We start from the raw sequence: 18990 nt of genomic DNA on the forward strand, positions 1-18990 counted from the left end.
CGTTTATATAGGCGTGTACTCTATTTATTTATCAAACAGCCATGTTTTTAAAATAGCAGCATACTCACGAAAGTAGGCTTGAAGTTTAATTGAGTTAGGTGTTTTTGCACCTAAAGGATATATGTGAAAGCCTTGACGCTTGGCAATAATAGAGGAGCGAAATAAATGAAAATCACTGCTAACAAGCACTACTTTTTTATTTTGAATATCGACTTTCTTTTTAGTGAAAGTAAAATTCTCAAAAGTAGAAGTTGACTGGTCTTCTTTTATAATTCGATCCTTTTCAATTCCTTCTTTTCGTAGAAAACGATAGGCTGCTTCTGCTTCAGAGATTTCTTCATCGGATCCTTTTCCACCCGTTACGATGACTTTTGTTTGTTTATGTGTTTGTAAATAAGATAAAGCCGTCTTTACTCGTTCTTTTAAACTAGGAGACATTTGATCTCCATCTACTTTAGAACCTAAAATGAGCACGTAATCTGCTTTTTGTGGAACAGGCTTGTGAGCTATTTGATACATAAAAAAAGATATGATTGCTATATAAAGAACAAGCAAACTAATAAAGATATAAATTATTTTTTTCTTCAACTGTGAGCACCTTCCTAGCTATTACATAAGATGTTTGGAAAATAATTGTTATTATAGCATACGAGATCCAAATAAGTATAAACACAGTAATATATAATAATAGAAGAAAATTGTTATTGTGAATGGTTATAAAATTCGTTACAATAAAGAATAAATGATTTTAAAAGTGCCTCTAAGGAGGATAATAGGGAAATCGGTGTAAATCCGGTGCAGCCCCCGCTACTGTAAATGTGGATGAACCTGCAAAGACCCACTAGTTAAACTAGGAAGGGAGCAGAAGTAAAATGAAGCATAAGCCAGGAGACCTGCTTTTAAAAACCCCTTATTTTTCGGTGGGAGAAATAAGTCAAGACAATGTGTTAATGAGCGCATGACCAAACCTTGACTTTTACAGTTAAGGTTTTTTTATGTGATAGGGAGTGGATAAAGTGAAAAAAGGAAAACCTCTTATGATTCAAGGAACGCACTCAGACGCTGGAAAAAGCATGATTGCTACAGCATTTTGCCGCATTTTTAAAGAAGACGGCTATCAAACTGCACCGTTTAAATCGCAAAATATGGCGCTCAATTCATACATTACAATGGATGGAAAAGAAATTGGCAGAGCGCAAGGAATTCAAGCAGAAGCGGCTGGAGTAGAAGCAACAACCAATATGAACCCTATTTTAATTAAACCAACTCGTGATCATGAATCTCAAATTGTCGTTCATGGAAAGCCGCTTCGTAATATGTTTGCTTTTCAGTATCGGCAAGAATTTTTTAATGAAGGTTTGAACGTTATCACAGAGGCTTATAAAGAGCTTGCAAATCATTATGATCGAATTGTGATTGAAGGTGCTGGAAGTCCTGCTGAAGTGAATTTAAACGATCGGGAACTCGTGAATATGCGCGTAGCAAAGATAGCCGAAGCCCCTGTTGTGTTAGTAGGAGATATTGATAAAGGAGGGGTTTTTGCAAGCTTAGTGGGTACTCTTCAATTGCTTCCAGATGAACACAAGTCTAGAGTTATCGGGGTGTTAATCAATAAATTCCGAGGAGACTTAGAGCTTTTAAAACCGGGGTTGAAGTGGTTTGAAGAATACACAGGTGTTCCGGTACTAGGAGTTATTCCTTATATGCACGACGTGGAAATTGACGCTGAAGATTCGTTATCACTCAGAAATTACTCAACGCTTGTGAATCCGTTAAAAGAAATCGATATTGCGGTTATCTCGTATCCACGCATCTCAAATTTTACAGACATCGACCCTCTAAGCTTAGAAGAAGACTGTCATGTGAGACTTGTAACCAAGCCGTCACAATTAGGTACGCCTGATTTAATTGTTTTACCAGGAAGTAAAAATACGATTGAAGATGCGCAGTTTTTACAAGAAAGCGGCCTGGGTCTAGCAATTAATCAAGTCTTGAACACAACGAACGTTCACGTTATTGGCATCTGCGGAGGATATCAAATGTTAGGTGAGACGATTACAGATCCCGATGCAGTAGAGTCCCGAATTGAATCTATTAAAGGGCTGGGTTTGCTTCCGGTGGAAACCATTATGACTACCAGCAAAAAAACAGAAAGAGTTTCTGGATACGTTCAGCTAGAGAGTGAAAAAGTTTCGATTGAAGGCTACGAAATTCATATGGGAAAGACGGTTTCTAAGAGCATGACGGAGGCTTTTGCAGTGGTCGATGATGAAAAAGAAGGAACGGTTAAAGAAAACGTCATTGGTACGTATGTTCATGATGTCTTTCATAATGATACTTTGCGCAGAGCTTTGCTTAATCAAATTCGTAAACATAAAAAATTGCCGCCCATTACGGATACATTTAACAGCCGCCTGCAAAAAGATGAGTCTTTTTCAAAAGCAGCGGCGTATGTGCGAGAAGCTATAGATATGGAAAAGCTGTATCATTTAATAGACAACTATAAAAGCCCGGAGCAAGCACAAAAAGTATAGCTTGCAGAGGCTTTCACTTGTTTTTTTACCAGAATTTTTAGTACGCTATTCTATGTTGTCTAGTTCAACAGTCTAGCACTCATAACAAATAAAAGATGATTGTTTCCAACTCTATGTATGGTGGAAACATGGTTTATGGACAGGAAAATGAATGGTTAATGTAATGTAAAACATCACGCCTCGTTTCCTAGAGGAGCTGAAAGTATTGATTTTTAAACGTATCTTTTTTAACAAAACATCTATTTTATACATAGTGAGTTTATTTATTGTATGTACTTCGGTTATCATGGGCGTATTTATTGGTACGGTTTCGTTAACCGTAGGAGATACAATCAAAATTATTATTGGCCACCTTACCGGATTATCCTTATATCGCGGTCCGGAAAATATGGATTTAATCATTTGGCAAATTCGATTTCCAAGAGTACTGGTGGCATTTTTAGTAGGAGCTTCGCTTTCTATAGCAGGTGCTGCTTTTCAAGGACTATTAAGAAATTCTCTTGCCGACCCTTACACGATTGGGGTTTCCTCAGGTGCAACCCTTGGCTCTGTCATGGCAATTTATTTTCATTGGAGTATTTTTGGTTTATCCATCTTCACGCTGCCTGTAGTCGGCATTGTATCTGGATTTATTACCCTTCTTTTAGTTTTTGGTATTACGAAGCTCGCAAGCGGCAATTTGGCCAATGAAACCATCATCTTAGCAGGAATTATTTTATCATCCTTTATGAGCGCGCTTATTTCATTAATTGTGGCTCTTTCTCCTGAAGAAGATGTAAGACAGGTTTTATATTGGCTGATGGGAAGCGTATCGATGAGAGGATGGTCTCATATTCAAATATTAGGGCCGTTCTTTTTGATCGGTACGATTATGCTGCTGTTACATGTAAAAGAGCTGAACGGCTTAGCATTTGGCGATCAATCCGCTCAGTTTATGGGAATAGACGTAAAGAAGAAAAAAAGAATGATTTTAATAGGAGCCTCCGTATTGACAGGGGCTGCGGTATCAGTATCCGGAGCAATCGGATTTGTTGGCTTGGTTATTCCCCATGTAGTACGTCTCGTAGCGGGAGCTAATCATAAGCATGTACTGCCGCTTTCTATTTTAATCGGAGGAAGTTATTTAGTTTTAGCAGATTTATTGGCACGAACGATATTAGAACCGCGTGAACTGCCGATCGGAGTTGTAACCGCCTTAATTGGTTCGCCGATTTTTACGCTGCTCCTTGTAAAAGAACGTATGCGGAAGAGAGGAATATCATGATTGAACTATATAATGTGACAGGAGGATACGATAAACAGCAACCGACCGTTCGTGACATCACGTTCACCGTAGACAAAGGTTCTTTTGTCGCTTTACTAGGACCAAATGGAAGCGGGAAAACAACGCTTATTCGCTTAATTATGAATGTATTAAGCATTCAGTCAGGAGAAGTGAAGGTAGAAGGAAAGTCAGTGAAAGCTTATTCACCAAAACAACTTGCGCAAAAAGTCGCAGTTATGACGCAAGAAAATCAAATTGGGTTAGAATTTACGGTTCAAGAAATTGTTTCACTTGGACGTTATCCTTATCAGGCAAAAGGTTTGTTTAGCACTGTATCAGCACAGGATGAAGAAGTGGTGGAAAGCGTGATGAAATTAACAAACGTCTGGCACTACAGAAATCATCCCTTTCAATCGCTGAGCGGTGGAGAAAAACAGCGGGTTTTACTGGCTAAAGCACTAGCGCAAGAACCTGACTACTTACTTCTTGATGAACCAACTAATCACTTAGATGTAAAACATACGATGGAACTGCTTCAGCTGTTAAAAACTTTACAGCAGGAAATGAGCTTAACGGTCCTGGCCATTTTGCATGATCTCAACATCGCCTCGCTGTTTGCAGATGATGCCGTGTTATTGAAAGATGGAAGAGTAGAAGAAACGGGGATGGATGCCATTTTTCATGATGCAGCTACGTTAAAAAGAGTATATGGTGTTGATTTGCATGTATTTCACCATCCCGCTGTGAACAAGCGACAAATTGCTTTTGTGCCGCCGTATCAATATCCAGAGACGGACTTCCATCAATTGTATCAATTACAAAAGGAACCGGGCCTGTTGTCTTTATCGTTTGTTCGTCCTTTGAGAACTCTTTCACTTGGTTCAAATGAAACAGGTCTAGACTGGTGTCAAGAAATTGTTCAACAGCAAAGCAGTGCTGACACGGCGTGGGAATCGGCGTCTTTATCTAGTCAAGAAGTTCGCTTAAAAGATGATAAAGGGTACTCGTGGCTAGCTGTGCTGACACATGGTAAAAAAGAGAATGAAATGGATATTATGTTAGTAACAAATGCGCCGCTTTCGGATGCGAACTTACTTCATGGTGCGATGAAGGTAATCGAATACCGGGCTTTCTTAGGAAAAACAGGACGTATTGTTTTAGCATCCTCTCATCATAAAGAAGAAAATCAAGAAGAAATTTCAGATTTCTTAATGGAACGTCTACAGAAAGAATTACAAGTATTTCTTGAAACAAAAATGACCGACAATTGCTTTAAATAAGCAGTGGCGGTCATTTTTTATTCTTCGGCGTGATCAGGTTTCTCTGTTTCACCTCCTGAACTCATCGTTGTCTCAGTTGTATGTTCATCAATCTTTTTTTCTTTTAGCTTTACAGAAAACAAGTCTTTGACTTCTTCATCTACTTGATCGGAATCAGCGCTGTAAGTTGTACCGATGTTTAAGTGGCCAGTCAAATCTTTAATGCCTAGCTGGCCGAAATTATTACTAAGGTCAATTTTGTCTAACAATACTTTTTCGACCATAATTTTTTCAACAACAATGGACTGCCTTGGCTGGGTTACTTCACTAATCTTTTTGTCAAGACTTGTCAACATCTCATATAAAGCTGTATTAGAAGATAATTCCTTTAACGTAGAGAGCTGATTTTGGATCTCTTCGAAATTAGGAGCTGACTGCATAGCCGAGAGTAAATGAGCTGTTTGCTCGTGCAGTTGAGACAGTGATTGAATAAGGTGAGCTAATTCATGTAATTGCTGATGAAGCTCTTCTATTTTAGGGATCGCGTCGGTTAAACGCGTCACTTGATCAAGAATCTCCTGCAGGTTCAGCGCTGACTCTGACGAAAGAGCAGGTTTTGTGAATTCAGCTTCAGCAGATGTCTTAGGCTCCGTTTGGCTAGGCAACTTCTTTGGCTGCTGAGGAGGTTTCTTTATATCAGACTGTTTTTTTGGCTTCATCTTTTCGGGTAATTCTTTCCGCTTTTGAGTAGAACGTTGGTCTATGGGAGTTGCTTTTTTTTGGGTTGGAAGGGAAGACGGATTTATTTTACGGACTGTTTCAATTTTAGGCGATTGTTTAAACCACTTAGAAAACATGAAATTCCCTGCCTTTCATGCTACGTATATTTCTGCACAATAAATTACAAATCAAATTTCACGTGCAAAAGACCATCTTTAAATGATGCGTGACATGGCGCTTCCCCTACAGCAGGTGGAAGGATGATTGATCGTTGAAACGTTCCTTCACGTCTTTCTTTGTGAAGAACATTTGCATCCTTCATCGTTAAAAGAGATGAACCGGATATGTGTAAAGTATTTTCGTGCATGGTCAATTCGACGTCTGTTCGTTTAGCACCGGGTATTTCAATCACAACTAACAGTTGATTTGCCCATTCATATACATCAATTAAAGGATAATCTCGATACTCATTTACAATTTGAGGAGAAGCATCTGCTTCCGTATCATTCTTTTCTTCGCTATCATCGTCAAAAATCTTTTCCCAAAATTTTGTATGGTTTTCTTCTTGTAACGTTTCTGCCCACTTTTTAAACTTTCCATGATTCATATTTTTCACCTTCTTTAAAAAAGTAAAACAAGGCCTTTTGCCGCTTTCTATTTTATATGTATGCATGAAAACAGAAAAAAACGTCCACTTTAATCTAAATCGTGGACGTCTATTTGAGACATAGGAATATTAACATGTTTAGGCATCCGGATTTCCAACACCCCGGAACGATATACGGCGCGTGTGCCTTTTTTACGAACCGAACAAGGAAGCTGAATTTCTTCTTTGAATGGTTCTTCTCCATCTATTCCTTCAATTGTACACACATATGGAGTATGATAAACTTTAATGCTTGATACAATATCGCGGTTAGGGATTTTTAACTGAACAATACATTCGTCTAATGTATTGATGACGTTCGAATCAAATTTTCTTAGCTTCTGCCCATGCCCTTCATTCCCCATATCCTGCTGTTCTTTCATCATGTCTTGGGCTTGCTTAAAGAATTCATTTCCTTGCATAAAATCCGGAAAAGAATGGGACATCGTAGAAGAAATCATTTGCTGAATATATTTATTCATGTCTTTTGATGCCATTCCTTTTGGGAGATTTTCCATCATTCCTTTAAAAGGAGACTTTCCAAACGGAAACATATTTATACACCTCCTTGTAGTGTGCCAAGTAAAATGACCGAATTATCAAAGCTAAATTTGATTTCCAATTGGAGCTGAAGGGTTTGCAATTTGATCTTGATCACTTACATCAGGATCTAACACGCCCGTATTCATTTGAGAGCAAGTAGGAGAGAAGTTACCTAAAGAGAAATTCGCGCCGTTAAACTTTGAGTTCGCCGTGTGACTGTTTTGAATGGTGGAACCAAAATCAATATTTGCGTTTTGCGTGACACCATTTGTTACGATATTAAAAACGTTAATTTGAAGAGGCATAAAGAGACTCCTTACTGTTTTTATTCATTCCACTCTAACGGCCTATGGCTTTAAGAGAGAATGTATTCACCGTTTGTCGTCATGCTGTTGACAAGCATTGCCCTATATCACTGCTGATAACCATTGACATGATCAACGTTTGCAATATCTGTTTGGTCATTTGTATCAGGATCGATATAAATGTTTCGCATTTTCGAGGAAGCAGGTGAGACATCACCATAAGAAGAGTTCGTACCAGTGGATTTTGAATGAGCCGTGTGACTGTTATGGAGTGCTTCGCCAATGTTGACAGAACCGTTGCTTGAGATACTGTTGATCTTTAAATTATAAATATTAATAACACTTGGCATATGCTCTCACCCTTTTCTATGGTTGATTAATGTATCCTATGATGATAAGTGCCTAAACGTTCACAAATCCTCATAACTAAAATCGCCTTTTCCGATTGAAGGAAAAAGCGATTGAGAGAGAATTACTTAATGATATGATGGGCTTATAAAATGGGTGCAATTTGATAATTCTTTTTTTCTAAAATGTAAGAGATGCTTTGCTGAACAGTGGAAAATGTCCTCCAATTAAACTGAGAATCTACAAGCGAGAGAGCCATTTTTGAAGAAAGACCAACAATAAGGCAAGTGGTACCAATCAACCGCAAAGCTTCGTAGAGCGTGTTAATATAATAACCGTGTTCTTCATCTAACGAATGAAGGGAAGACAAATCAATAAGCAAATAGCGCGCCTGTTCTTTTACAACGGCATCTAATACCGTTTCAGTCAGCTTCTTTCCACGTTCTATATTCATCTTACCGGTAATGGGAACAGCTAAAACCTCGTCCCATATCTTTAATAAAGGGGTAGACAAATCCTCAATTAACCGTTCTTTTTCAAGCTCTGCTTCTGCTTGATCTGTAAAATCTAATAACATAAGCAAGTAGCCATAACGCTCACCGTCTTTTGTATCAATAGGGTGAATCACAGCTTCTGCTACGTATTGACTGCCAATCGTTATACGTGTTCGGTAAGTTGTATGAAGAGAGGTGAGTAATTTTTTCGCTTCTTCAGGATTGGAATGAAAGAAATCCATATGCTTTCCAATTAACTCTTGGATATGAGATAACTGGTAGATTGGGAGTACTGGCTGGAGTGTTTCAATTGCTCTTGCATTCATCCACTGCACACGATAGTCTTTATCCGCAATGATCATGGTTTCCTGAATATTTTCTAAAATCAAATGTCCATTAAGCTTTTGTGGAAGTCGTCCAATTCCATTCATTCTCCATCTCTCCTTACGCGTGTATTGAGTTTATGTACATCTATTTTACAGTGAAAAGAATGAAGAAGGCTATAAGAAATTTATTAACATGTATAGGAATCATAGGAAGTAAAAAAACGTGGGAATAAGCATTCGCTTCAATCAAAAAACTCCCCTGTGCAAAAGGGGAGTTTTTCTTATTCATATGATTTGATAAAGTCAACGTTATATTTTTCAACGCTTGATAAGTAGGAATCTCTAAATGATGAATCAGACGTATACCATGACTTTCCATCAAAATAGGCTTGAAGATCTTTCGATTTAAATCTATACCCATGCCGCGCATAGATTTCATTCCGAGCAAGCCTTAATTCACTCGAACTCAAACCGCTAATATCACTATAGCTTAATTTGTAAGAATCCGAATAAGGGAGAATATAAGAACTTGAAGTAGCATAAGAGCGCGGGCCAGGTACTATTACCTCCCGTTCTTTTATGACGGTTTTCTCTTTTTCAACAGGCGGCGTTTGTATATTTAACGTAATGTTTTCTTCACTTTGAATGGTATAGGGACTGCTTTTGAACTTCGTGCCGTCTTTTTGAACTTCTGCATGAACAGTGACGCTTCCATCCGTAGCAACAGGGCCTATTTGTGATGGGCTATTCACCTGCAGTCCTGTGCTTTTTCCATTTACAAATAAAATAGCGTCATCTCTATTCGATGAGATTGTAACGTAAGCCCCTTTAAATACAAGAGGTATATTTTCTTCTTTTTGCCGGTGAAAATTTACAGTGGTTTGATCTGTAAGTTTTCCGTAAGAGCTTTCATAAGAAGCCGTAAGCGGATAATTTCCAATCATTAAAGGACCTATTTTTTGCGTTTGATTTTTGGATATCGATTGTTTTGTGTCGTTAACTGTAATCGTTGCATCTTCTGGCGTGGTGAGGGAGATATAGTAAGGTGAAGGCACGACCACGTATTGTTTTTTGAAGAATAATGAATGTTTCTGTTCTTTTATTGTAAAATAGATACTCGTTTTATTTTTTAAGTCATTTTCAATGTCACGTAAAATAGAACCATCGGAAGTTGCATCAAACAGAGCTTGAATAGATGTGTCACTGATGACTATATTAGACTGTGAAGAGTCTAATAACTCTCTTAACACAGCTGTATCTTTCGATTCTAATGCCTCAATAAAGCGGGCAGCCGTTTTTTCTTCTGAGCTAGAGAACAGGGAATAAAATACAAAAGTTAAAACGAGTATAAGCGCAATACCCCCGCCAATATACCAGCTCTTTTTATGCTTAGCTGCAGCTGAAGACACCGTGAAAGAAAAGCCACAGTTATTGCAAAATGATTGGTCTTTGCTTGCACTGGCCCCGCATTTTGGACATTGATTCATTCACACCATTCCTTTCTTTTTATTCAATTAAATGTATGGAATATATAGGTAAAACAGACCATTAAATTGGAAAAATAATAGATCTGACGAGAAAGATAAACACACCAAACATGCACAACAAGAGTGAGATGTGCTATGATAAAAACTATATATTAATCCGATAGGGACACTCTGTCATATAAAAAGGAGATGAAGCAAATGAGTGTTTCATTTGTAAATAAAAACCAAAAGCCTACGTATGAAAAACTGCTGCCTCTAGTCGAAAAATTTAAGAAACGAGCTTTTAAAATAGATGAAGAAGGTACGTTTCCATTTGAAAATATTCAAGAGTTAAAAGAAGCTGGCTACACACGTCTTTCTCTAGAAAGCAAATATGGCGGAGATGAATTACGCCTTTATGATTTTTTATTATTTCAAGAATTAATTGCTCAAGGAGATGCTTCTACGGCTCTTAGTATTGGATGGCATATGGGAATTACAATGGATTTACGTGAAAAACAGCCTTGGAGCCATCAAATGCTCGATTTTATTTTTAAAGAAATAGAAAAAGGCGCACTTATTAACACCGCTGCTACTGAACCGAAGACAGGAAGTCCTACTCGAGGAGGCAAACCTGAAACGACAGCCGTAAAAACAAAAGAAGGGTGGCGAATCAATGGCCGAAAAACATTTACCACAATGTCTCCAGTCTTAAATTACTTCTTGGTAAAAGCAAGCATCGAAGGAGAAGAAGATATCGGCTTATTTTTAATTCCTCGTGAAACAAGTGGACTTTCAATAGAAGAAACATGGGATATGATTGCAATGCGTGGTACAGGAAGTCACGACCTTGTGCTAGAAAATGTCGATATTGAACATGATTTTCTTGTTGAACGCCTCGGTGGTTTTAAAAAGAATGAGCCAAGCGGCTGGCTGCTTCATATACCAGCTTGCTACATGGGTACAGCCATCGCAGCAAGAGATTATGCTGTCTCATTTGCTACAGAATATTCTCCTAATAGTATTGAAGGAACGATTAGCGAGTTGCCAAATGTGCAGCGTTTAGTAGGAGAGATGGAACTTGAACTCATGCAGGCGCGGCACTTTATGTACAGTGTTGCAAGTAAATGGGATGAGACCAGCGACCGAGCAGCATTATCCGGAGAGTTAGCAGCTGTCAAACACGTGGTGACCAATAGTGCCTGTACTGTTGTCGACAAAGCAATGCGCATAGTGGGGGCGCGAAGCTTGCAGCGCAGTAATCCGCTACAGCGGTATTATAGAGATGTGCGTGCCGGCCTTCATAACCCTCCAATGGATGATATGACGATTATTAACTTAGCGAAGCAGGCGTTTACTAGATAAAAACGTTTCATACGTCTTAATAACATGTTAAATGATGAAAAACTGCTTATTATAGGCTATCCTATAATAAGCAGTTTTTTATTGTAAGAGGAGGAATTGAAGGTGAAGTCTATAAGAGAAATTCAGCTGGCACCCTATAATATCGCGTGGGAAAAGGAATTCACAAAAGAAGCTGCCACCTTAACAAATATAATGTCAGCTCAAGTTTTAGAGGGTCATCATATTGGAAGCACTGCTGTTCTCGGCTTAAGCGCAAAACCGATTATTGATTTACTTATTGAAGTGAAAGATATAAAAAAAGTAGATACATATAATCAAAGGATGGAACAGCTCGGATACGAAGCGAAAGGTGAAAACGGCATAAAAGGAAGACGATACTTCCAAAAAGGCGGAAATGAAAGAACCCACCATGTTCATATTTATGAAAAAGGCCACCCAGAAATTAATCGTCATATATGGTTTCGAGATTATCTGCGCGCTCACCCTGATGCAGCGAAAGAATACGAAACGTTGAAAATAGAACTAGCACATCGCTATCGCTTTGAACCAGAAAAATATGTGGAAAATAAAACGAATTTTATTCATAAAATAGATCAGCTAGCTTTAAAGTTGAAAAAGGGCAGCAACAAGAGATATGAATAGTAAGTATGACCTTAGATGAAAAGGAGGGAAGGGCTTGACTCCAGTTCTAAATAGACAGACGACTATAGGTAAAAAGAAAAAAACGATATGGATTAGCTTGATATCCTTTGTTATTCTTGGTTTTGTACTTTGTACGGCAATTTCTCTCTATGTAGGCATAAGCCTGACAAAATTAGATAAAAATCCTGCTGTGAAAAATCCTAGTGATTATGGCATGCCTTATAGCAATCAAGTATTTTTGAGCAAAGACGGGATGACGCATTTAAAAGGATGGATGATTGAACCAACCAAACAGCCAAAAGCGACCATTATTATGTCACATGGATACGGGAATAACCGTGAAGCACAAGGAGCCGGATTTCTGCCGTTGAGTGAAGAATTTGTAAAAGCGGGATATCGAGTGGTCATGTTTGACTTTAGAGATGCAGGAGACTCAGAAGGGAATCAAACTACGATTGGCGTGAAAGAGCAGCTCGATTTATTAGGCGTTATTCAGAAAATGAAAGAAACAACAAAAGAGCCAATTGTGCTCTACGGAATTTCAATGGGAGCAGCCACTTCTTTATTAGCAGCCTCTCAAGATGAAGATGTAAAAGCAGTGGTAGCCGATAGTCCTTTTAGTGATTTAACCTCTTATTTAAAAGAAAATCTATCTGTGTGGTCTCATTTACCAAACTTTCCATTTACACCGCTAACAATTGCTACTCTTCCTGTTATCGCAGATGCAGACCCTGCTGAAGCTAGTCCTATTAAAGCAGTCGAGCATATTTACCCTCGACCGATTTTATTTATACACAGCACAGGAGATACAAAAATCCCTTACACTGAAAGTAAAAAAATGGCTAAAACGCACCCAGATGCTTTTCACTTCTGGAAAACTGATAAAGCAGAACACGTTCAAAATTATCATGTATACAAAAAAGAATATGTAAAGCGCGTATTATCTTTTATTGATCAATCGCTTTAAAAACAGCCCGCTTGTCAAAAGCGGGCTGTTAGCTGTTAATTTTGCCTTGTTCTATAAGTTCAGCATGTAGGTTGCGAAGAATGTAGGTTTTATAACTTTCTAGCTTTCTTCCATCAATTTTAGAGATATTGACTGCTTTTAACTGCTGAACAAACCAGCCCTTTGAATAGATATGAGCCATTCTTAATCACTCCTTTAAAAAGGTACACTCTAAATAATTAACTATATTCGTGAAAGGAAATAAAAAGAAGTGAACGAAGCAAATGAATTGACGTTCATTTTTTGCAGCGTTATACTGCTCTACAACTACCTAAAAGGAGGGACTGAACAATGAGTGAACAATATATAAACGTAAATGGCGTTAACTTACATTACATAAGCCACGGAGAGGGAGAGCTTATGCTATTTCTTCATGGATTTCCTGACTTTTCGCATATTTGGCGACATCAGGTAGATGAATTTTCTAAGAAGTTTCACACAGTTGCTTTGGATTTAAGAGGATATAACTCATCTGAAAAACCAAGCGGACTAGAATCATACGAGATTGATGTATTAGTAGAAGATATTCGCCAAGTTATTGAAGGCTTGGGATATAGCTCCTGCACGCTAGTTGTACACGACTGGGGAGCGGGGATCGGCTGGACATTTGCTTATCGCTACCCGGAATATGTAAAAAAACTAATTGCTTTTAACGGTCCGCATCCTTATACATTTATGCGTGAGCTTAGAACAAATAAAAACCAGCAAAAAGCAAGTGAGTATATGAAATGGTTTCAAAAACAAGAAACACAGGACTATATGGAACGAGACAACTTCTCAGGTTTGCGTAAGCTTGTGATTGATCCAGGCGTAAAAAAAGAATACCTAACAGCCGATGATGTTCAAGCATATATGAATTCTTGGAAAAATGGTTCTGTACTGTCGATGCTAAGTTATTACCGTAATTTAAAAATTTTCACTGAAGAAGATCTTCAAAGAAAATCTTTGTTTCCGCTAGAAGAAGAAGTATTAAGCATCCCCGTACAGATTATTTGGGGAAATCAAGATCCCACTTTTATGCCTGAAAACTTAGATGGCATTGAAGAATATGTGCCAAACATATCTGTTCACCGATTAGCTGAAGCATCTCATGCCCCTCAGCATGAAAAGCCTCAAGAAGTAAACGACGTAATGCGGGATTTTTTAAATAGGTAAAGAAAAAGAGGCTGGGACAAAAGTAGTTTAGTTGAAGGAAGATCCGAACGATGAATCGTTCGGATTTTTTCATTGTGATGGTGAACGTAGATTTCATGTATGTAGTGGCTTCTAGCTGTTGATTGGAGGGCAAGGCGAAGACTCCTGCGGGAAAAGCGGAATAGGTGAGACCCCGCAGGAGCGTAAGCGACGAGGAGGCTCATCGGCCGCCCGCGGAAAGCGAAGTCTTGCACGGAAATCAACAGCGGTGTAACAAGTGATCCATACTAGCTCATTTATCCCATTTGTTCGTTTTTAGATTGGATTGATTTAGTTATGTCTCAATCTCTTTTTCTGTTGACTCTAAAATAATTTTTAAAAAAGTGATCCAATTGAATAAGGTGCTCGTTAGATAGATAGAAAGGGAAGGAATTCTTCACGAAAATGACATCTTAAAAAAGTTTTTAAAAGAGTGATTCAACGTCACTCAGCAATCGTTTAGTAGATAGAAAGAGAATACTTCCTAAAAAGGATCATTAAATGTGAGAGAACATGAAGGTTCAATATAAATAGTATTCAAAATGTTTAATCTTTTTAACGATTTAAGATGTAGTAAGGATGAGTGGTGATTTGCTTACGTGGTACGCAGTACGAGAAGGTAATATTATCGGCTACCGAATTTATAAAAAGAACCCAGGCGGAACATTTGTTCATATTGGCAGCGTTTCAGAATTTGAGCGGAAAAGCTTTGCTGACTCCGACGCATCTCAAGCCCGTTACTATGTAACAGCTGTTAATGAATCAGGAAAAGAGTCTGCTCCGTCTAGTATAGCGAAATAACAAAAAGCTCTCTGTTCTAAAAGAGCTTTTTGTTATTTTTGATTGTCGATTAAAAAAATATAGCCTGCCTCTCTATTTATCTAAATGCTATTAGTTTTAATAGATAAATAAAAATTCCTTAAAAATAATGCTTGAACAATATAAATATTCAGATTATTATGTACCAATAGTCTTTTTTGGTAATTAAAAGGAAAAAAATCTAAAAGAAAAAGGAGAGAAAGCATGGCACAACCTAATTTGCAAACAGAGCAAAAATCACATCCAACAACCTTTCTTGACAAACTATTAGGAAGAGTAGAAGCAATTGGAAACAAACTACCTGATCCTTTTATTTTGTTTGTATGCTTAGCTCTTATTATCGTATTAGCATCTGTTGCTATTAATAGTATGGGGGTAACGGTGGTACATCCCGGTACTGGTAAAACTCTTCCGATTAAAAGTTTACTTTCGCACGAAGGCATTCAGTATATCTTAACATCAATGCTGAGCAATTTCACTGAATTTAAACCTCTTGGGCTTGTACTCGCTATGATGCTCGGAGTCGGACTTGCAGAAAAAGTAGGTCTGCTTGAAGTGGCCATCAAGAAAACGATTTTAAATGCCCCAAAAGCTTTGATTACATATGCCATCATTTTTACAGGAATTATGGCCAACTTAGCAGCGGATGCTGCTTTTGTTATCGTGCCTCCGCTGGCCGCGATGATTTTTTATACAGTAGGAAGGCACCCGCTTGCTGGATTAGCAGCAGGGTTTGCTGGAGTAGGATCAGGTTTTACAGCGAATCTTATTATATCCGGAACCGACGGACTGTTATCAGGAATTTCTACTGAAGCTGCTAAAACAATTGACCCAAGCGCTGCTGTCAGTCCTGCAGCGAACTGGTATTTCATGGCTGCTTCTGTATTTGTTTTGACCGTTATAGGAGCGATCGTAACTGAAAAGATTGTAGAACCTAGGCTGGGCAGTTATAACGGGAAAAAACAAAAGGATTTTGGTGAAATTAGCCGGGTGGAAGCGAAAGGATTAAAAAACAGTATCATAGCTACATGTATTTATGCCGCTGTATTAGCTATTTTCTTATTGTGGCCCAACTCGCCTCTGCGAAATGAAGACGGTGGAATTGTTCCATCACCTTTTTTAGATGGTATCATTCCGATTACGCTGCTATTTTTTGGGGTAGTTGGTTCCGTTTACGGAATAACAGTAGGGAAAATCAAAAGTTCTAGAGATGTACCTGCTTATATGACTGATTCGATGAAAGATATGGCTAGCTATATTGTCCTTATTTTTGCGGCTGCTCAATTTATTGCTTACTTTAATTGGACTAATATTGGAACGTGGATCGCAGTAGAAGGAGCGGATGCATTAAAAGCACTAAATCTAACTGGACTTCCAGTTGTGGTTGGTTTTGTATTTTTGACTGTTGTTCTAAGCCTTCTTATTTTTAGCGGCTCTGCTCAATGGGCACTAGAAGCACCTATTTTTATTCCATTGTTCATGTTGTTAGGATATAACCCTAGATTTATTCAAGCAGCGTACCGAATAGCGGATTCTTCTACGAATGTAATCACTCCTTTAAATCCATACATGATTGTCATTTTAGCCTTTATGAAAGAATACGAGCCTAAGGCAGGGCTTGGCACAATTATTTCACTTATGCTTCCTTATACTCTAGCTTTTTTAGGGATTTGGGTTGTGATGTTGATTGTTTTTGCTGTATTCGGTATTCCTCTAGGACCAGGTGTATATATGTATTTGTAAAGAAAAATCCTCTTCTACTCCACGAAGAGGATTTTTTGTGTCAGGAATTCTAACACTAATTAATAGTGTTTCACCTTACATATATAAAGAAGAATAAATAAGAAAAAGAAAAAAGTGTAAAAAAACAAAAATTTTCTGAATAAATTTGCAAAAAGTAGTTGCTAAATACATATAAATCAAATATGATAGTAAACATAACAAAACATGTTATATAATCTAACATTAAATTTAGGGGTTATTTATTCGTACTTAAGGGGGAAATCATCATGCAAATGGGCGATTCAGTATTTATGTTTTTTTCAGCATTATTGGTTTGGATTATGACACCAGCTATTGCATTGTTTTATGGGGGCATGGTTCGAAGTAAAAACATGTTAAGTACCGCGATGTATAGCGTAGGGTCATTAGCTGTTATATCTGTTCTTTGGATAGTAGCTGGCTATTCGTTAGCTTTTTCAACCGGCGGCAATGCTTTTATTGGAAACTTGGACTGGGTAGGATTAAAAGGAGTCGGGTTCACTCCAAACGGGGACTACAGCGCTACGATCCCGCATAATATGTTTATGATGTTTCAGCTAACATTTGCGGTATTAACAGTAGCTATTATCTCTGGAGCTTTTGCAGAGCGCATGAAGTTTTCAGCATTTATCTTATTTGCTATCCTATGGTCATTATTTGTATATGCACCAGTTGCACACTGGGTTTGGGGAGTTGGCGGATGGCTTCGTGAGCTAGGAGCTATCGACTTTGCCGGAGGAAACGTCGTTCACATTTCTTCAGGTGTAGCAGGGCTAATTCTAGCTCTTGTTGTTGGAAAACGAAAAAATGCCGATGCAGCAGCGCCTCACAATTTGCCGCTAACTCTTTTAGGCGGAATGCTGATTTGGTTCGGCTGGTTTGGTTTTAACGTTGGAAGTGCCTTAACTATTAACAGCGTTGCAATGACGGCTTTCATTAACACAAATACAGCGGCAGCAACAGGAATTATCGGCTGGCTTGTAGTAGAGTGGATTATTAATAAAAAGCCTACGCTGCTTGGAGCCGTTTCGGGAGCTATTGCTGGACTTGTAGCTATTACACCTGCTTGTGGATTCGTTACACCGTTTGCCTCTATTTTAATTGGTTTTATCGGCGGAGCAGTTTGTTTCTGGGGTATCTTCTCACTTAAAAAGAAAATCGGTTACGACGATGCATTAGATGCATTTGGCCTTCACGGTATTGGGGGAACATGGGGAGGTATTGCAACAGGTTTATTTGCCACAACTTCTGTAAATGACGCCGGTGCGAATGGTTTATTCTACGGAGATCCAAGTCTACTTTGGAAACAGCTGGTGGCTATCGTAGCAACGTATCTATTTGTCGGCATTGCTACCTTCATTATCGTTAAAGTGGTTGGATTAATCGTATCTCTACGTGCGACACAAGAAGAGGAAACGCTTGGGCTTGATATTACACTGCATGGTGAAAGAGCATATCACGAATCGAATATGTAAAAGGGGTGAACACAGTGAGTGATGTTTTAACAAAAATTGAAATTATTACACGCCCTTCAAAGTTTGAAGAGCTTAAGCAAGAACTGGCGAAAATTGGCGTTAGCGGTATTACGGTTACGGATGCGCTAGGGTGCGGATTGCAAAAAGGCATTACGGAGCTTTACAGAAGCGTCAAAAAACAAGACAATATGCACGCACGAATTAAAGTAGAAATTGTTGTCTGCGAAGTTCCAGTATCCGACGTTGTTGATAAAGCAAGGAAAGTATTAAATACAGGTCAGCCTGGAGATGGAAAAATATTTATCTATGAATTAAAAAATGCGATTAAGATCCGAACAGGGGAAGAGGGATCACAGGCATTACGAAATAATAGTTAAACTCGGGGAGAAGCAGAAAACAAAGGGTCACATAAAAGGTGCATATTATGCACCTTTTTTTAGGTTGAATAGTTACAAGGCATGTTTCCTTATGGCGACATGCTTTTTTGTTATATATACAGCCAAAGAGTATATCGTAAAAAAGAAGTGAATATAATTAAAATTATTTTTATAAAATTTAGAAAATTATAAAAATACGTGTCATTATTACTGACAAGTTTGGTGAAATACTGCTGTTTATCCTTTTATAATAGTAAAAAATAACTATATTTTTACTTTTATTAGTTTCTCTTTGTATATGAGAGTGAATCTATTATGAAAGGATGTGAGAAAAAAGATGTACATAAACAGCAAGCTTTTTCCCCGTTTTCAGAAATGACATTTGTTGCAAAGATAAAAAGCGTTCTAGACGCGAACAAAGGGAGGGAAAATCGTTATAAAAGACTAGCCGCCGGTACGCGTTTTAT

21 protein-coding genes and 1 riboswitch are annotated in these 18990 nt (G+C 38.2%); of the genes, 12 read left to right on the forward strand and 9 right to left on the reverse strand.

The features are described 5' to 3' along the window. Nucleotides 1-24: 24 nt before the first annotated feature. A complete protein-coding gene (locus M3225_RS09480) occupies nt 25-588 on the reverse strand; it encodes a YdcF family protein (RefSeq protein ID WP_251392881.1) in 564 nt (187 codons plus the stop codon). A gap of 147 nt (nt 589-735) precedes the next feature. Then, nucleotides 736-915, forward strand: a riboswitch (cobalamin riboswitch). Nucleotides 916-1007: 92 nt separating this feature from the next. On the opposite strand from M3225_RS09480, the gene M3225_RS09485 reads away from it, so the two are divergent. The 3 genes from M3225_RS09485 to M3225_RS09495 all read left to right on the forward strand — a co-directional run bounded on the left by M3225_RS09485 (nt 1008) and on the right by M3225_RS09495 (nt 5078). Then, nucleotides 1008-2534, forward strand: coding sequence for a cobyric acid synthase (locus M3225_RS09485; protein WP_251392883.1), 1527 nt, complete (start codon nt 1008-1010; stop codon nt 2532-2534). Nucleotides 2535-2739: 205 nt separating this feature from the next. Then, nucleotides 2740-3798: a FecCD family ABC transporter permease gene (locus M3225_RS09490; RefSeq protein WP_251392885.1), complete on the forward strand. Its 1059-nt coding sequence runs from the start codon at nt 2740-2742 to the stop codon at nt 3796-3798. Continuing rightward, nucleotides 3795-5078 (forward strand): ABC transporter ATP-binding protein, encoded by a 1284-nt coding sequence (locus tag M3225_RS09495; RefSeq protein ID WP_251392886.1) that lies wholly within the window; start codon nt 3795-3797, stop codon nt 5076-5078. The genes M3225_RS09490 and M3225_RS09495 overlap by 4 nt, the downstream gene beginning before the upstream one ends. A gap of 17 nt (nt 5079-5095) precedes the next feature. Here the strand turns inward: M3225_RS09495 and M3225_RS09500 are convergent, their stop codons facing one another. The 7 genes from M3225_RS09500 to M3225_RS09530 all read right to left on the reverse strand — a co-directional run bounded on the left by M3225_RS09500 (nt 5096) and on the right by M3225_RS09530 (nt 9926). Then, a complete protein-coding gene (locus tag M3225_RS09500; RefSeq protein ID WP_251392889.1) occupies nt 5096-5914 on the reverse strand; it encodes a hypothetical protein in 819 nt (272 codons plus the stop codon). 44 nt (nt 5915-5958) lie between these two features. Continuing rightward, nucleotides 5959-6384 (reverse strand): Hsp20/alpha crystallin family protein, encoded by a 426-nt coding sequence (locus M3225_RS09505; protein WP_251392891.1) that lies wholly within the window; start codon nt 6382-6384, stop codon nt 5959-5961. 89 nt (nt 6385-6473) lie between these two features. After that, entirely contained in the window at nt 6474-6977 is a 504-nt protein-coding gene (locus tag M3225_RS09510; protein WP_251392892.1) for an Hsp20/alpha crystallin family protein, read from the reverse strand. 51 nt (nt 6978-7028) lie between these two features. Beyond that, nucleotides 7029-7271 carry a spore germination protein gene (locus tag M3225_RS09515; RefSeq protein ID WP_013057626.1) on the reverse strand — a complete coding sequence of 81 codons (243 nt, stop codon included), beginning with the start codon at nt 7269-7271 and terminating at the stop codon, nt 7029-7031. A 107-nt stretch (nt 7272-7378) separates the two neighbouring features. Beyond that, nucleotides 7379-7621: a spore germination protein gene (locus M3225_RS09520; RefSeq protein WP_013057625.1), complete on the reverse strand. Its 243-nt coding sequence runs from the start codon at nt 7619-7621 to the stop codon at nt 7379-7381. Nucleotides 7622-7764: 143 nt separating this feature from the next. Next, a complete protein-coding gene (locus tag M3225_RS09525) occupies nt 7765-8544 on the reverse strand; it encodes an STAS domain-containing protein (RefSeq protein ID WP_251392893.1) in 780 nt (259 codons plus the stop codon). Between the two features lie 176 nt (nt 8545-8720). Continuing rightward, a complete protein-coding gene (locus tag M3225_RS09530; protein ID WP_251392894.1) occupies nt 8721-9926 on the reverse strand; it encodes a TcaA 3rd/4th domain-containing protein in 1206 nt (401 codons plus the stop codon). A 198-nt stretch (nt 9927-10124) separates the two neighbouring features. Between M3225_RS09530 and M3225_RS09535 the strand changes: the two genes are divergently transcribed. The 3 genes from M3225_RS09535 (at nt 10125) to M3225_RS09545 (ending at nt 12879) form a co-directional block, all read left to right on the forward strand. After that, nucleotides 10125-11270, forward strand: a complete 1146-nt coding sequence (locus M3225_RS09535; RefSeq protein WP_251392895.1) for an acyl-CoA dehydrogenase family protein — start codon at nt 10125-10127, stop codon at nt 11268-11270. A 102-nt stretch (nt 11271-11372) separates the two neighbouring features. Continuing rightward, the gene (locus tag M3225_RS09540) at nt 11373-11912 is read left to right on the forward strand and encodes a GrpB family protein (protein WP_251392896.1); all 540 of its coding nucleotides are present in this window, start codon (nt 11373-11375) and stop codon (nt 11910-11912) included. Nucleotides 11913-11946: 34 nt separating this feature from the next. Next, entirely contained in the window at nt 11947-12879 is a 933-nt protein-coding gene (locus M3225_RS09545; RefSeq protein WP_251392899.1) for an alpha/beta hydrolase, read from the forward strand. Between the two features lie 28 nt (nt 12880-12907). Here the strand turns inward: M3225_RS09545 and M3225_RS09550 are convergent, their stop codons facing one another. Further along, a complete protein-coding gene (locus M3225_RS09550; RefSeq protein WP_251392901.1) occupies nt 12908-13060 on the reverse strand; it encodes a YflJ family protein in 153 nt (50 codons plus the stop codon). Nucleotides 13061-13209: 149 nt separating this feature from the next. Here M3225_RS09550 and M3225_RS09555 point away from each other — a divergent pair, with 149 nt between their 5' ends. The 6 genes from M3225_RS09555 (at nt 13210) to M3225_RS09575 (ending at nt 18523) form a co-directional block, all read left to right on the forward strand. Beyond that, nucleotides 13210-14073 (forward strand): alpha/beta fold hydrolase, encoded by an 864-nt coding sequence (locus tag M3225_RS09555; RefSeq protein WP_251392903.1) that lies wholly within the window; start codon nt 13210-13212, stop codon nt 14071-14073. Between the two features lie 118 nt (nt 14074-14191). Next, nucleotides 14192-14326 (forward strand): hypothetical protein, encoded by a 135-nt coding sequence (locus M3225_RS29510; RefSeq protein WP_285885380.1) that lies wholly within the window; start codon nt 14192-14194, stop codon nt 14324-14326. 356 nt (nt 14327-14682) lie between these two features. After that, on the forward strand, nt 14683-14892 hold the full coding sequence (locus M3225_RS09560) for a hypothetical protein (RefSeq protein ID WP_235568937.1): 210 nt from the start codon (nt 14683-14685) through the stop codon (nt 14890-14892). 222 nt (nt 14893-15114) lie between these two features. Continuing rightward, complete coding sequence (locus M3225_RS09565; RefSeq protein ID WP_251392906.1) at nt 15115-16653, forward strand: AbgT family transporter; 1539 nt, start codon at nt 15115-15117, stop codon at nt 16651-16653. A gap of 266 nt (nt 16654-16919) precedes the next feature. Beyond that, nucleotides 16920-18146: an ammonium transporter gene (locus M3225_RS09570; protein ID WP_251392909.1), complete on the forward strand. Its 1227-nt coding sequence runs from the start codon at nt 16920-16922 to the stop codon at nt 18144-18146. Nucleotides 18147-18160: 14 nt separating this feature from the next. Further along, nucleotides 18161-18523: a P-II family nitrogen regulator gene (locus tag M3225_RS09575; protein WP_251392911.1), complete on the forward strand. Its 363-nt coding sequence runs from the start codon at nt 18161-18163 to the stop codon at nt 18521-18523. Nucleotides 18524-18990: the final 467 nt, after the last annotated feature.

Source organism: Priestia aryabhattai, from assembly GCF_023715685.1.
Classification (GTDB): Bacteria; Bacillota; Bacilli; order Bacillales; family Bacillaceae_H; genus Priestia; species Priestia aryabhattai_B.